Source organism: Rubellimicrobium sp. CFH 75288 (genome assembly GCF_009904055.1).
Lineage (GTDB): Bacteria > Pseudomonadota > Alphaproteobacteria > Rhodobacterales > Rhodobacteraceae > Rubellimicrobium.
On record NZ_WYDP01000023.1, the window covers coordinates 1 to 13,554 of the forward strand.

15 protein-coding genes are annotated in these 13,554 nt (G+C 72.5%); 5 read left to right on the top strand and 10 right to left on the bottom strand.

Annotation, left to right across the window (positions count from 1 at the left end; genetic code table 11):
- The 4 genes from GT358_RS14400 to GT358_RS14415 form a co-directional block, all read right to left on the bottom strand.
- Positions 1–236, bottom strand: a 236-nt coding sequence (locus GT358_RS14400; RefSeq protein WP_166583335.1) for an ATP-binding cassette domain-containing protein, incomplete at its 3' end; no start/stop codon positions are given.
- A gap of 4 nt (positions 237–240) precedes the next feature.
- Positions 241–1,197: a carbohydrate ABC transporter permease gene (locus GT358_RS14405; RefSeq protein ID WP_166583336.1), complete on the bottom strand. Its 957-nt coding sequence runs from the start codon at positions 1,195–1,197 to the stop codon at positions 241–243.
- An 11-nt stretch (positions 1,198–1,208) separates the two neighbouring features.
- Entirely contained in the window at positions 1,209–2,036 is an 828-nt protein-coding gene (locus tag GT358_RS14410; protein ID WP_371416308.1) for a carbohydrate ABC transporter permease, read from the bottom strand.
- A gap of 169 nt (positions 2,037–2,205) precedes the next feature.
- Positions 2,206–3,411 carry an ABC transporter substrate-binding protein gene (locus tag GT358_RS14415; protein ID WP_166583402.1) on the bottom strand — a complete coding sequence of 402 codons (1,206 nt, stop codon included), beginning with the start codon at positions 3,409–3,411 and terminating at the stop codon, positions 2,206–2,208.
- A gap of 182 nt (positions 3,412–3,593) precedes the next feature.
- Here GT358_RS14415 and GT358_RS14420 point away from each other — a divergent pair, with 182 nt between their 5' ends.
- The 4 genes from GT358_RS14420 to GT358_RS14435 are packed head-to-tail and all read left to right on the top strand — an operon-like array spanning position 3,594 to position 7,441.
- On the top strand, positions 3,594–4,592 hold the full coding sequence (locus GT358_RS14420; RefSeq protein WP_243730912.1) for a substrate-binding domain-containing protein: 999 nt from the start codon (positions 3,594–3,596) through the stop codon (positions 4,590–4,592).
- On the top strand, positions 4,589–5,650 hold the full coding sequence (locus GT358_RS14425) for a sugar phosphate isomerase/epimerase (RefSeq protein ID WP_166583339.1): 1,062 nt from the start codon (positions 4,589–4,591) through the stop codon (positions 5,648–5,650). Before GT358_RS14420 ends, GT358_RS14425 begins: the two co-directional genes overlap by 4 nt.
- Position 5,651: 1 nt before the next feature.
- Positions 5,652–6,293: a methyltransferase domain-containing protein gene (locus GT358_RS14430; RefSeq protein WP_166583340.1), complete on the top strand. Its 642-nt coding sequence runs from the start codon at positions 5,652–5,654 to the stop codon at positions 6,291–6,293.
- Between the two features lie 26 nt (positions 6,294–6,319).
- Entirely contained in the window at positions 6,320–7,441 is a 1,122-nt protein-coding gene (locus GT358_RS14435; protein WP_243730913.1) for a Gfo/Idh/MocA family protein, read from the top strand.
- 6 nt (positions 7,442–7,447) lie between these two features.
- Here GT358_RS14435 and GT358_RS14440 read toward each other — a convergent pair whose 3' ends face one another.
- Positions 7,448–8,287, bottom strand: a complete 840-nt coding sequence (locus tag GT358_RS14440) for a TIGR00730 family Rossman fold protein (RefSeq protein WP_243730916.1) — start codon at positions 8,285–8,287, stop codon at positions 7,448–7,450.
- A 177-nt stretch (positions 8,288–8,464) separates the two neighbouring features.
- On the opposite strand from GT358_RS14440, the gene dapD reads away from it, so the two are divergent.
- A complete protein-coding gene (gene dapD, locus GT358_RS14445; protein ID WP_166583342.1) occupies positions 8,465–9,304 on the top strand; it encodes a 2,3,4,5-tetrahydropyridine-2,6-dicarboxylate N-succinyltransferase in 840 nt (279 codons plus the stop codon).
- 9 nt (positions 9,305–9,313) lie between these two features.
- On the opposite strand, the gene GT358_RS14450 is transcribed toward dapD, so the two are convergent.
- The 5 genes from GT358_RS14450 to GT358_RS14470 form a co-directional block, all read right to left on the bottom strand.
- Entirely contained in the window at positions 9,314–9,694 is a 381-nt protein-coding gene (locus tag GT358_RS14450; protein WP_371416303.1) for a response regulator, read from the bottom strand.
- A gap of 119 nt (positions 9,695–9,813) precedes the next feature.
- A complete protein-coding gene (gene plsY / locus GT358_RS14455) occupies positions 9,814–10,404 on the bottom strand; it encodes a glycerol-3-phosphate 1-O-acyltransferase PlsY (RefSeq protein WP_166583344.1) in 591 nt (196 codons plus the stop codon).
- The gene (gene pyrC, locus GT358_RS14460) at positions 10,401–11,684 is read right to left on the bottom strand and encodes a dihydroorotase (RefSeq protein ID WP_166583345.1); all 1,284 of its coding nucleotides are present in this window, start codon (positions 11,682–11,684) and stop codon (positions 10,401–10,403) included. The genes plsY and pyrC overlap by 4 nt, the downstream gene beginning before the upstream one ends.
- A 58-nt stretch (positions 11,685–11,742) precedes the next feature.
- Positions 11,743–12,288 (bottom strand): hypothetical protein, encoded by a 546-nt coding sequence (locus tag GT358_RS14465; RefSeq protein WP_166583346.1) that lies wholly within the window; start codon positions 12,286–12,288, stop codon positions 11,743–11,745.
- Positions 12,285–13,550: a folylpolyglutamate synthase/dihydrofolate synthase family protein gene (locus GT358_RS14470; RefSeq protein WP_166583347.1), complete on the bottom strand. Its 1,266-nt coding sequence runs from the start codon at positions 13,548–13,550 to the stop codon at positions 12,285–12,287. The genes GT358_RS14465 and GT358_RS14470 overlap by 4 nt, the downstream gene beginning before the upstream one ends.
- Between the last annotated feature and the right edge of the window lie 4 nt (positions 13,551–13,554).

The following is a 13,554-nucleotide window of genomic DNA, read 5'->3' on the forward strand; positions in this document are numbered from 1 at the left end:
CCGATGCCCCGCTCCGACGGCTCGAGCCAGGTGACGTTGCGCCCCTTGATCCAGATCTGCCCGTCCGTCGGCTCCAGAAGTCCCGCGATGCAGTTGAGCAGCGTGCTCTTGCCGCAGCCCGAGGAGCCGAGCAGCACCAGGAACTCCCCCTCGCCCACATCGAGGTCGAGGTCGCGCAGCACCGACACCGCCCCGAAATCGAGGCTCAGCCGGCGGATCGAGACGGACGGGATCATCGGCTCACCCCTTGACGGCGCCGGCGGCGATGCCGCGCACGAACAGCTTGCCCGAGGCGAAGTAGACGAGCAGCGGCACGAGCCCGGTGAGCAGCGTCGCCGCCATGTTGACGTTGTATTCCCGCACCCCCTGGACCGAGTTGACGATGTTGTTGAGCTGCACCGTCATCGGGTAGTTGGCGGGCGTCGTGTAGACCACGCCGAACAGGAAGTCGTTCCAGATCCCCGTCACCTGGATGATGGCCGAGACGACGAAGATCGGCAGGCTCATGGGCAGCATGATCCGCACGAAGATCCCCCAGAACCCCGCCCCGTCCACCCGCGCGGCCTTGTGCAGCTCTTCGGGGATGGCGGCGAAGTAGTTGCGGAACAGCAGCGTGTTGATTGGCATCCCGAAGATCGTGTGCACGAGCACGAGCCCCCAGAGCGAGCCGTAGAGCCCCATCTCCCGCAACAGGATCACGAGCGGGTAGAGCATCACCTGATAGGGGATGAAGGCCCCCACCAGCAGGATCGCGAAGAACAGCTCCGATCCCCGGAACCGCCACTTGGACAGCGCATAGCCCGAGACCGAGGCGACCGCGATCGACAGCAGCACCGAGGGCACGAGGATGCGCACCGAGTTCCAGAATCCCCGGCTCAGCCCGTCGCAGTTGATCCCCGTGCAGGCCGAGGACCAGGCCTTGACCCAGGGCTCGAAGGTGATCTCGACGGGGGGCGAGAAGATGTTGCCCATCCGGATCTCGGGCATCCCCTTGAGCGAGGTCACGACCATCACATAGAGCGGCAGCAGGTAATAGGCCGAGACCACGAACAGCGTGCCGTAGAGCATCACGTTGCCCCGGCTCAGGGCGCGGCGCGGCCGCGGCCCCCGCGGCCCCTCGAGCAGCCCCGCCGAGCCGGTGCGGGCCGCCACGGGGTCGAGCGCGGCGAGATGGGCGGTGGCGGCGGGGCTGGACATGGGTGCGCTCCTCAGGCCTTCCGCCGCCGGCCGAACTCGAGATAGGCCCAGGGGATCAGCACGATGGCCACGCTCACCAGCATCATGGTCGAGGCGGCGAATCCCTGCCCGAGGTTCTGGTCGCGGAACATCCGGTCGTAGACGTACTTGGCCGGCACCTCCGAGGCGATGCCGGGCCCCCCCGATGTCTGGGCCACGACCAGGTCGTAGACCTTGATGATCCCCGACCCGATCAGCACCAGCGCGGTCACGAAGACGGGGCGCATCATGGGGATGATGACCAGGAGATAGGTCTTCCAGGCCGGGATGCCGTCCACCCGCGCGGCCTTCCAGATCTCGCCGTCGATGCCGCGCAGCCCGGCCAGCATGATCACCATGACGAGGCCCGTCCCCTGCCACAGCCCCGCGATCAGGATGCCGTAGATGACGATGTCGGGGTTGTTGAGCGGATCGAAGGTGAAGCCCGTCCAGCCCCAGGACCGCACCACCGCCTGCACCCCGAAATCGGGATTCAGGATCCACTGCCACACGAGGCCCGTGACGATGAACGACAGCGCGAAGGGATAGAGGATGATCGTGCGGAAGACGTCCTCGCCCCGGATCTTGCGGTCGAGCAGCGCGGCCAGCGTAAAGCCGATCACCAGGCTGAAGACCAGCGTCAGCGCCCCGTAGATGGCCAGGTTCTCGATCGAGACGAGCCAGCGCTGCTCGCCCCACAGGCGCCGGTACTGCGCCAGCCCCGCCCAGTCCGTCCGCGGCAGCAGCCGCGAGGTGGTGAAGGAATGGAACACCGTCCAGAGCGTGCAGCCCACGAACACCACGAGCGCGATCAGGATCATGGGCAGCGAGGCGATCTTGGCCTGGAGGTTGCGCAAGACCGCGGGCCGCCGCCGGGCAGGAGCGGCCGGGGCGGCGGCCCGGCGCGGGATCTCGTCGAGGGCGGCCATGGGCGCCTCCGGCTGGACGGACGAAAGGCCCGGCCGGACGGCGCCGGCCGGGCGGAGAGGCTCAGTCGGCCGCCTCGATGATGGCGGCGTAGCGCTCCTGCGCCTGCTCGGCCGTCATGGAGGTGCTCCAGAACTCGGCCATCAGGTCGTCGATCTGCCCCGTCGTGTCGGGCGAGAGCGTGGTCACCCCGTCGGGCAGCACCGCGCCGGCCGCGAGGATCTCGAGCCCCTTTCTCATGCAGTCGTTGGCCGCATCCAGATTGACGTCGCCCCGCACCGGCAGAGAGCCCTTGGCGAGGTTGAAATCGACCTGCACCTCCGGGTCGAGCAGCAGCGCCGCCAGCTCCTTCTGCGCCTCCGTCACGGCCGGATCGGAATGGACGGGGAAATAGAAGGCGTCGCCGCCGGCCGAGATGACCTCGTTGACGCCGAGCCCGGGCAGGCAGGAGTAATCCTCGCCCGCGACCTGGCCGGCCACCTGGAAGTCGCCCTGCGCCCAGTCGCCCATGATCTGCCCGCCGGCCTGTCCGGTGATGACGAGGTTGGTGGCCTGCTGCCATTCCTGGACGTTGGAGCCCTGCGCCATCTCGCGCGCGGCGACGGCGGCCTCGAAGACGCGGGCATAATCCTCGCCCCTCGCCACCTCGGCGTTCTTTTCGCCCATCACCTGCGCATAGGCTTCGGGACCGGCGATGGCCACGGCCATGACGTTGAAGGCGCCGGTGGATTGCCAGGGCTGGCCGCCGAGGGCGAGCGGGATCTTGCCCGCCTCGCGCAGGGCGGGGGCGGCTTCCACGAACTCGAACCAGTCGGAGGGCACCTCGAGCCCGGCATCCTCGAAGGCCTTGTGGCTCAGCCACAGCCATTGCCAGGAATGGATGTTGACCGGAACGCAGTAGATGCGGCCGTCCACGGTGCAGGCATCGAGCAGGTTGGAGGGGCGCACGATGTCGCGCCAGCCCTGCGCCTCGGCCACGTCGGTCAGGTCCAGAAGCAGACCGGCCTCGATCAGCTCCTCGGCCTGACGGCCGTGGTTGAACTGGAACGCCCCCATCGGGTCGCCCCCCAGGATGCGGCTGACCATGATCGGCCGTGCAACCGCCCCGCCCCCGGCGATGGCGCCGTCCACCCAGGTATGGTCGGTGCGCTCCTCGAAATGGCGCGCGAACTCGGCCACGGCCGCGGCCTCGCCGCCCGAGGTCCACCAGTGCATCACCTCGAGCTCGACCGCCCAGGCGGACCCGGCAGCGACGCTGATCGCCGTCATGCCGGCCAGGCTTGCAAAACGTGTCACGGATCTCTCCTCCCGTTGGAAACGCGGCGTTTTCTTGTGGCGTCCGCCGTCTGTTCCGGACTATAACGATTTAAGGCTATACCGGGCGGCCCCGTCCGGCAAGCCCTTTCTGGGGGACCGACCGCATGGAACCGCAGGACCGCAGAGCGGGCAGGATGCGCCCGACCCTGCGCACGATCGCCCAGGCGACGGGGCTCGCCGTGGCCACGGTCTCGCGCGCGCTGTCGGACGCGCCGGACCTCAGGGCGGACACCAAGGCGCGCGTGCGGCGCGTCGCCGACGAACTCGGCTATGTGCCCGACCGGGCCGCGCTGCGGCTGCGCACGGGGCGCACGCAGGTCATCGCCCTCGTGATCGGGACCGAACCCGACGTGATGAGCAACACCGCCCGCCTGATCCGCGCTGTCGCGGTGGCGCTCAGGCCCACGCGCTTCCACCTCAACGTCACGCCCGTCCTGCCCGACGAGGAGCCGCTCCGCCCCATCCGCCACATCGTCGAGAACGCGCTGGCCGATGCCGTCATCTTCAACCAGACCCGCCCGCGCGATCCCCGCGCGGCCTGGCTCCTGGCGCGCGGCTTTCCCTTTGCGACCCATGGCCGCACCGCCTGGGCGGACCGGCATCCCTGGGCCGATTTCGACACCGCCGCCTTCGGCGCCCTGGGTCTGCGCCGCCTGGTTCGGCGCGGCCGGCGGCACATCGCCCTTCTGGCGCCGCCGCTCGGCCAGTTCTACGGGCGCGAATTCGTCCGCGGCGCCCGCGCGGCCGCCGCCGAGGCCGGTGCGGCCGTCGCGCTCCTGCCGCGCGTGACCTCCGACAGCCCCGCTCCGGCCGTCCGCGCCGCCGTCGCGCGCGCGCTCGGGGACGGAATCGACGGGCTCCTGTCCTGTTCCTCCTTTGCCACGCTGGCGGCCGTGGACGCGATCGAGGCCGCGGGGCTGCGCCTCGGCCGGCAGATCGATGTCGTGGCCAAGGAGGCCGAGCCCTTCCTGTCGGCGGTCCGCCCGGACCTGCTGATGGTGCGGGAGAACGTGGACCGGGCCGGCACGGTGCTGGCCCAGGCGGCGATCCGTGCCATAACGGAGCCCGAATCGCCCCCCCTCCAGGATCTGGAGGTGCCGGGCGACGGCCACAGCGAGGAGCCCCGCGCATGACGAGCGAAAGCCAGATCAAGGGACCGGCGATCTTTCTCGCCCAGTTCGCAGGCGACGAGGCCCCCTTCGACAGCCTGCCCGCCATCGCCGCCTGGGCCGCGGGGCTGGGCTACCGGGGCGTCCAGATCCCGACCTGGGACGCGCGGCTCTTCGACCTCGACCGCGCCGCCGAGAGCGGGGATTACTGCGACGAGGTGCTGGGCATCTGCCGCGAGGCGGGCGTGGAGGTCACGGAGCTCTCCACCCACCTCCAGGGCCAGCTCGTGGCCGTGAACCCCGCCTATGACCGCGCCTTCGACGCCTTTGCGCCCGCGCGCGTGCACGGCAATCCCCGCGCGCGCACCGAATGGGCCGTGGACCAGGTCACCAAGGCGGCCGCGGCCTCGCGCCGGATGGGGCTCACGCGGCATGTGGGCTTCTCGGGCGCGCTCGCCTGGCCCTTCCTCTATCCCTGGCCCCAGCGCCCCGACGGGCTGATCGAGGAGGCCTTCGCCGAGCTGGGCCGCCGCTGGACCCCGATCCTCGACGCCTTTGCCGAAAACGGCGTGAGCTACGGCTACGAGATCCATCCGGGCGAGGACATCTTCGACGGCGCCACCTTCGAGATGTTCCTCGACGCGGTGGGCGGGCACGTCGCGGCGACGATCAACTACGACCCCTCGCATTTCGTGCTCCAGGCGCTCGACTATCTCGCCTTCATCGACATCTACCACGAGCGGATCACCTCGTTCCACGTCAAGGACGCCGAGTTCAACCCGGACGGGCGGCAGGGGGTCTATTCGGGCTACCAGCCCTGGGTCTCGCGTGCGGGGCGCTTCCGCTCGCTCGGCGACGGTCAGGTGGATTTCGGCGCCGTGTTCTCGCGCCTCACGCAATACGGCTATGACGGCTGGGCGGTGCTCGAATGGGAATGCTGCCTCAAGTCGCCCGAGCAGGGCGCGCGCGAGGGGGCGCCCTTTATCGCCGGCCACCTGATCGAGCGCGCGACCCGCGCCTTCGACGACTTCGCCGGCGGCGAGCGGGACAAGGCCGCGATCAAGGCGATGCTGGGGCTCTGACATGACGCCCGGAGAGGCGCGCCGGGACCACTGGGAGCGGGTCCACCGGACGCGGGAGCCGCAGACCACGAGCTGGCACCAGCCGCATCCCGCGCCCTCCCTGCGCGCGCTCGGCCATCTAGGCGCGGGGCCGGCCGATTCGCTGATCGATGTGGGCGGGGGTGCCGCGCGGCTGGTCGATGCGCTGCTCGACCGCGGCTGGGAGGATCTGGCCGTGCTCGACATCGCCGCGTCCGCCCTCGAGGCGGCGCGCGCGCGGCTCGGCGCGCGGGCGGAGCGGGTCCGCTGGATCGCGGCGGACGTCACGCGCTGGCAGCCCGACCGCACCTGGACGGTCTGGCACGACCGGGCGGCGTTCCACTTCCTGACCACCCCCGAGGACCGTGCGGCCTATCGCCGCGCGCTCGAGGCCGCGCCCCGACCGGGCTCGGGAGCGATCCTCGCCACCTTTGCCCCGGACGGGCCCGAGCGGTGCAGCGGCCTACCGGTCCGGCGCTGGGACGCCCGGAGCCTGGCGGCGGAGCTCGGCCCCGGCTGGTCGCCCGTCGCCGCCTGGCGCGAGGATCACCGCACGCCCGCAGGCGCCGTTCAGGCCTTCCAGTGGACGGTCTTCCGGCGCGCGGGCGGCCCGGACCCATCCTGACGATGACGCACAAGGGAGGACAGCGCATGGCACGACGGCTGAGGCTGGGCATGGTGGGCGGCGGGCGGGGGGCCTTCATCGGCGCCGTCCACCGCATCGCGAGCCGCATCGACGACCGCTGGGAACTGGTCGCGGGGGCGCTGTCCTCCGACCCCGAGCGCGCACGCCTGTCGGCGGCCGATCTGGGCATCGCGCCCGACCGGGCCTATGCCTCGTTCGAGGAGATGGCCGAGGCCGAGGCCGCACGGCCCGACCGCATCGACGCGGTCGCGGTGGTGACACCCAACCACATGCATGCAGGCCCCGCCGTGGCCTTCCTGCGGCGGGGCATCGCGGTGATCTGCGACAAGCCGCTCGCCGCCACGACCGAACAGGCCGAGGCCATCGCCGCGGCGGTGCGCGAATCCGGCGCGCCCTTCGTGCTCACGCACAACTACACCGGCTATCCCCTGATCCGGCAGGCGCGCGAGATGGTGGCCAACGGCGATCTGGGGACGATCCGCCTCGTGCAGGCCGAATACGCCCAGGACTGGCTGACCGAGAGCGTGGAGACCGCCGGCAACAAGCAGGCCGAGTGGCGGACCGATCCCGCCCAGGCGGGCGCGGGCGCCTTGGGCGACATCGGCACCCATGCCTTCAACCTGCTGGGCTTCGTCACGGGCCTCAGGACCGAGGCGCTGCTGGCCGATCTCCAGAGCTTCGGGGCCGGCCGGCGGGTGGACGACAACGCCCATGTGCTGCTGCGCCTCGAGGGGGGCGCGCGGGGGATGCTGTGGGCGAGCCAGGTCGCCCCGGGCAACGAGAACGCGCTGCGCCTGCGCGTGTTCGGCACCAAGGGCGGGCTCTTCTGGGAGCAGGAGAACCCCAACGTCATGACCTTTGCCCCCCTGGGCGAGCCCAAGAGGCTGCTGACGCGCGGGGGGGCCGGTCTGGGGGGCGGCTCGTCGCAGTTCACGCGCGTGCCCCCCGGCCATCCCGAAGGCTATCTCGAGGGCTTCGCCACGCTCTACAACGACGCGGCCGACCTGATCGCGGGCACGGGCGACGGCGCGCTCCTGCCGGGGATCGAGGCGGGGCTCGAGGGGATGTGGTTCATCGGCGCCTGCCAGCGGTCGAGCGCGGCAGGGGGCGAATGGGTGGCGCGCTAGCGCCCCCTATTCGGCCGCCGGCCGGCCGGGGATGTCCTCGCGCCGCTCGCCCCGGTGGGTCCAGGTCCGGATCGCCTCCAGCGCCTCCTCGGCCGTCTCGACGAAGCGGAACAGATCGAGGTCCTCGGGGGCGATCGTGCCGGCCTCGGCCAGCGCCTCCCAGTCCACGATGCGCTCCCAGAAGGCGCGGCCGAAGAGCAGGAACGGCACCTGCGCCATCCGGCCGGTCTGGATCAGGGTCAGCGTCTCGAACAGCTCGTCCAGAGTGCCGAAGCCGCCGGGAAAGACCGTGATCGCCTCCGCCCGCATCAGGAAGTGCATCTTGCGGATGGCGAAATAGTGGAAGTTGAAGGCGAGGTCCGGCGTCACGAAGAGGTTCGGGGCCTGCTCGTGCGGCAGCACGATGTTGAGCCCGACGCTGCGGCCGCCCGCCTCGCGCGCGCCGCGGTTGCCGGCCTCCATGACGCCGGGCCCGCCGCCCGTCACGATGACGCCGCGCCGCCCGCGCGAGCGGTGCAGCGATTCCTCCGTGACCAGGCGGGCGAAGCGGCGCGCCTCCTCGTAGAAGGGGGCAAGCGCGCGCAGGGTCGCCGTGCGCGCCCCGTCCGCGTCCTCGGGTCGCGGGATGCGCGCGCCGCCGAACATCACCACGGTCGATTCCACCCCCGCCTCGTCCAGCACGAGCTGCGGCTTGAGCAGTTCGAGCTGCAGCCGGACGGGGCGCAGCTCCTCGCGCAGCAGGAAGTCCTGGTCGGTGAAGGCCAGCCGGTAGGTCGGCGACAGGGTCTGGGGCGTGGCGGGAATCTGGGCGGCGGTCTGGAGATCCTCGACGCTGTCGCGCATCATGTGCCGCCCGGGCGGGGGCGCTGCGGGGTCGAAGGGATCGGGCTCTCGGCTGTCGTTCATGGAAGGCTCCTCTCCCCGCCCCTTTGCCAGCTTGGGCCCGCAGGGGAAAGGGTCGGGCGTTGCACCCCGTCCCCGCCCGCCCTAGGACGGGCGCCGACCTCACGCGGGAGAGACGCCATGCCCACCGACCCCTCGCTCGACGCGCTGCGCCCGGCCATCGAGGCTGCCTGGGAGGTTCGCGACACGCTCTCGCCCGCCACCCGGGGCGAGGCGCGCGACGCCGTGGAGGCCGTGCTCGAGGCGCTGGACAGCGGGCGGCTGCGCGTGGCCGAGCGCGGGGCGGACGGAACCTGGACCGTCAACGGTTGGGCCAAGCAGGCCGTGCTGCTCAGCTTCCGGCTGCGCGCCATGGAGCCGATGGAGGGCGGCCCCCAGGGTTCGGTCTGGTGGGACAAGGTGGACAGCAAGTTCAAGGGCTGGGGGCCGGCCGAGTGGGAGCGGGCGGGCTTTCGCGCCGTGCCGGGCGCGATCGTGCGCCGCTCGGCCTTCGTGGGACGCGGCGCGGTGCTGATGCCGTGCTTCGTCAATCTCGGCGCCCATGTGGGCGAGGGGACCATGGTGGACAGCTGGGCCACCGTCGGTTCCTGCGCGCAGATCGGCGCGAACGTGCACCTGTCGGGGGGCGTGGGGATCGGCGGCGTGCTCGAACCCATGCAGGCCGCCCCCACGATCATCGAGGACAACTGCTTCATCGGCGCCCGCTCGGAGGTGGTGGAGGGCGTGATCGTGCGCGAGGGGGCGGTGATCGGGATGGGGGTGTTCCTCGGCCGCTCGACTCGGATCGTGGACCGCGCCACGGGGACGGTGAGCTATGGCGAGGTGCCGCCCTACAGCGTGGTGGTCGCAGGCTCGGTGCCCTCCTCGGGAGGGGTGCACCTCGCCTGCGCGGTGATCGTCAAGCGCGTGGACGCGGGCACGCGCGCCAAGACGGCGATCAACGACCTCCTGCGGGACTGAACGCGGGTCTCACGCGTCCGCGGTCACGAGCCGGACCAGCGCCTCGCCGAGGTCGCGCTCCTGGAAGGGCTTCTGGACCAGCGCGGCCTCCTCGAAGCCCGCGGGCAGGCCGCTGGCGCCGTAGCCCGTGGCAAAGGCGAAGGGGACGCCGCGGGCGCGCAGCGCCTCGGCCACCGGGGCGGTGGTCTCGCCGGCCAGGTTGACGTCGAGGATGGCGGCATCGAGCCGCTCGGCCGTGGCCAAGTTCAGCGCCTCGGCCACCCGGCCGACCGGACCCACGACCGCAGCGCCGGCATCCGACAGGATGTCCTCGATCAGCATGGCCACGATCACCTCGTCCTCCACGACGAGGATGCGCTTGCCGGCCAGTGCGACGCCCCAATCCGTCACGCGTTGCCTCCCTCGCGGACGCGCGCGGCCCCTCGCCGCCGTCCGAAAACGGAACATATCGTGTTCCGGCACGGGCGCCAAGCGCGCAGGCGCCGCCTTCCGTCGGGGAAGGCAGGCTGTCAACGGCGCTGGCCGATCCGCGGCTCGGTCCCGTCCCGGAGGCGGGCGATGTTCGCCCTGTGCCGCCAGACGACCAGCAGCGCGGCCAGCCCGGCCGCGAGCGCGAGATCGGGCCGGCCCAGAAGCAGCGCCCAGACCGGGGACAGCGCCGCCGCGCCGAGCGCCCCGGCCGAGGAGATCCGCGTCAGCCCCGCGACGCCGAGCCAGCTCGCGCAGGCCAGGAGGCCCAGCACCGGCTGGAGCGCCAGCAGCATCCCCAGAAAGGTCGCCACGCCCTTTCCGCCGCGAAAGCCCAGCCAGACGGGAAAGCAGTGCCCCGCCATCGCGGCCGCTCCGGCCGCGAGCGCCGCGCCCTCGCCCCCCAGGGCGCGCGCGAGCAGGACCGCCGCCGCGCCCTTGCCCCCGTCGAGCAGAAGCGTGGCGAGGGCGGCGCCCCGGTGGCCCGTGCGCAGCACGTTGGTGGCCCCGATATTGCCCGACCCGACCTGCCGCAGGTCGCCCAGGCCCAGGGCCCGCGCGATCAGCAGTCCGAAGGGGACCGAGCCCAGCAGATAGCCGAGCGCGGCCCAGAGCAGGACAGCCCCCGTCACGGCGCATCCCCGAAGACCTGCCGCCCGCCGACCCAGGTGGCGCGCACCCGGCCCTGCAGCCGCGCCCCGTCGAAGGGGGTGTTGCGCGACTTGGACCGGAGGGTGGCGCGGTCGAGGACAAAGGGGCGGTCGGGGTCGAACAGCACCAGATCCGCCGGCGCCCCCGCCGCGAGCCGCCCCGTGGGCAGCCCCAGGCGCCGCGACGGGTTGAGCGAGAGGGCCCGGAACAGGACGGGCAGGCTCAGCCGGCCCGCATGGACGAGGCGCAGCGCTGCGGGCAGCAGCGTCTCGAGCCCGACCGCGCCGGGGGCCGCGGCCTCGAAGGGCAGCCGCTTGCTTTCCTCGTCCTGCGGGCTGTGCCACGAGCAGAGCACGTCCAGAAGACCCGAGGCGAGGGCCTCCACGGCGGCCTCGCGGTCGGTTTCGGCCCGCAGGGGGGGGACGAGCTTGAAGAAGGTGCGGTAGCCGCCGATGTCGAGTTCGTTGAGCGTGACGTGATGGATCGAGACGCCGGCGGTGACGTCGAGCCCGCGCGCCTTGGCGCGCGCCAGCGCCTCCAGCGCGGGGGCGGTCGTGACCTGATGGGCATGGAGCGCCGCCCCCGCGGCCTCTGCCAGCGCGAGGTCCCGCTCGAGCCCGATCCGCTCGGCCACGGGCGGCGCCGAGGGCAGGCCCAGAAGCGTCGCGAAGGGTCCCGACGTGGCGGAGGCGCCCGTCGAGAGCCACGGGTCCTGCCCGTGCGTGCCCACCAGCGCGCCGAGGCCCCGCGCATAGGCCAGCGCCCGCGCCATCACGCGGCTGTCGGCCACCAGCCGGTCGGCATCGGTGAAGGCCACCGCGCCCGCGTCGCGCAGGAAGCCCATTTCCGCCATCTCGCGGCCCTCGCGGCCCTTGGTCAGCGCGGCCATGGGATGCAGGCGCACGGGGCAGCCCTCGGCCGCGCGGCGCAGGAGCCACTCGACCGCCTCGGGGCGGTCGAGCGCGGGCTCGGTGTCGGGGCGCGTCACGAGAGTGGTGACGCCGCCGGCCGCGGCCGCGAGCCCCGCGGTGCGGAGGCTCTCGCGGTGGCGCTCGCCCGGCTCGCCGATCTTGACGCCCCAATCCACGATGCCAGGGGCGAGGACGTGACCCTCGCCCTCCACCGTCGCGTCGAAGGTCCCCTCCGGCGGGGCTGGCAGGACGGCGGCGATGCGCCCGCCTTCGAGGACGAGGGCGCCGGGCCCCTCGCGCCCTGCTTCCGGGTCCACCAGGCGCACGTCCCGGATCAGCGTGCGGACCATCCTGCCCCTCCCTGTCCCGCCCCCCTCTAGCCCCGGCCGCGGCGGGGCGGCAAGGGGATCAGCCGCGGGGCTGGAGGAGAGGCGGAGCCGGGGGCAGGGCGCTGAGCAGGGCAGGCGCCTGGCAGCCGGGATCGGCGGGCGGCGTGGGCTGGGCGATGAAGGGCGTGGCGGGGGGGACGCCCGATTCCTCCACCCAGCGGCCATCGAGGCAGAAATCCTGCGCGTAGTTGCCCGCATTGAAGCCGAAGCGTCCCTCGCCGCAATCGGTGGCCGTGCCGTCCGCGTTCCAGCCCTGGTCGAAGGGGCCCGGAACCTCGCCATTGGTGGGAAAGTGCCAGTCGCGCGGGAAGTAGCGCAGGTACCAGGTGTCGCCCGGCTCGCGCGTGGCCATGTCCCAGCTGCCGATGACCTCGCCGTGGAGATAGCCCACGATGCGGAAGGCCGTGACGTCCCTCTCGGTGATCATGTCCGCCTCGCGCAGCGCGTCCGGAAACTCCATCGTGCCGGTCATGGAATAGCCGTTCGCGCCCAGCCAGCAGAAATGCACCGTCGCCGCCGGCGCGGGCGAGGCGAGAAGCGCGAGACCGAGGGCCGCCCGGATCATTCCCACTCCCTCAGGACGTGGCCGGCAAGGTAGAGCGAGCCGCAGATCAGCACCCGGCCCGCGCCGTGGGCCGCGGCCGCGCGCACCGCCGCCTCGACCGAGGGGGCGGTCCCGGCGCGCAGACCCGCCGCCTCCGCATGCGCGGCCGTCTCCTCCGCCGGCAGGGTGTTGGCCTCGCCGGGGATGGAGACGGCCCAGAGCCGGTCGGCCACCGCGGCCAGCGGGCGCAGGAATCCCCCCACATCCTTGGTCCGCAGCATCCCCGCGACGAGGTGGACAGGCCGCGGCGGCATCCGGCGCAGCGTGGCGGCCAGCGCCTCTCCCGCAGCCGGGTTGTGCCCGCCGTCGAGCCACAGCTCCGCCGGCCCGGCCAGAGCGGCAAGGGACCCTCGCAGCCGCTGCATCCGCGCGGGCCATTCGGCGCGCGACACCGCCGCCTCCGGGTCGCCCTCGCCCAGGACGCGCAGGGCGGCGACGGCCGTGCCCGCATTCACGATCTGGTGGGGCCCGGGCAGGTTGGGCAGGGGCAGGTCCAGAAGCCCGCGCTCGTCCTGATAGACGAGGCGGCCGCGGCTTTCCTCGGCCACCCATTGCTCGCCCCAGGCATGGAGCGGCGCGCCCAGACGCTCGGCCCGCGCGGCGATCACGGCCATGGCCTCGGGGTGCTGGCGGGCGACCACGACGGGGACGCGGCGCTTGATGATCCCGGCCTTCTCGCCCGCGATCGCGCCCAGCGTGTCGCCCAGATATTGCTGGTGGTCCATGTCCACGGGGGTGATGACCGACAGGCGCGGGACGACCACGTTGGTCGCGTCGAGCCGCCCGCCCAGTCCCACCTCGAGCAGCGTCCAGTCCGCCGCCTCCTCGGCGAAGGCCAGAAAGGCCGCGCAGGTGGTGATCTCGAAGAAGGTGATCGGCGCCTCGCCGTTGGCCTCCATGCAGCGGTCGAGCACGGCCGACAGCCGCTCCTCGGCGATCAGGCGGCCCGCGAGGCGGATGCGCTCGTGGAAGCGGGCCAGATGGGGCGAGGTATAGGCGTGGCAGACCCGGCCCCTTGCCTCGAGGCCCGCGCGGATCATGGCCAGCGTCGAGCCCTTGCCGTTCGTGCCCGCCACGTGGACGACGGGGGGCAGCCGCGCCTCGGGATGGCCGAGCGCGGCGAGCAGACGCTCCACCCGCTCGAGCGTCAGGTCGATGATCTTCGGATGGAGCGCCGTCATCCGCTCGAGCAGCGCGTCCGAGGCGGCACGGGGCAGGGTCACCGGA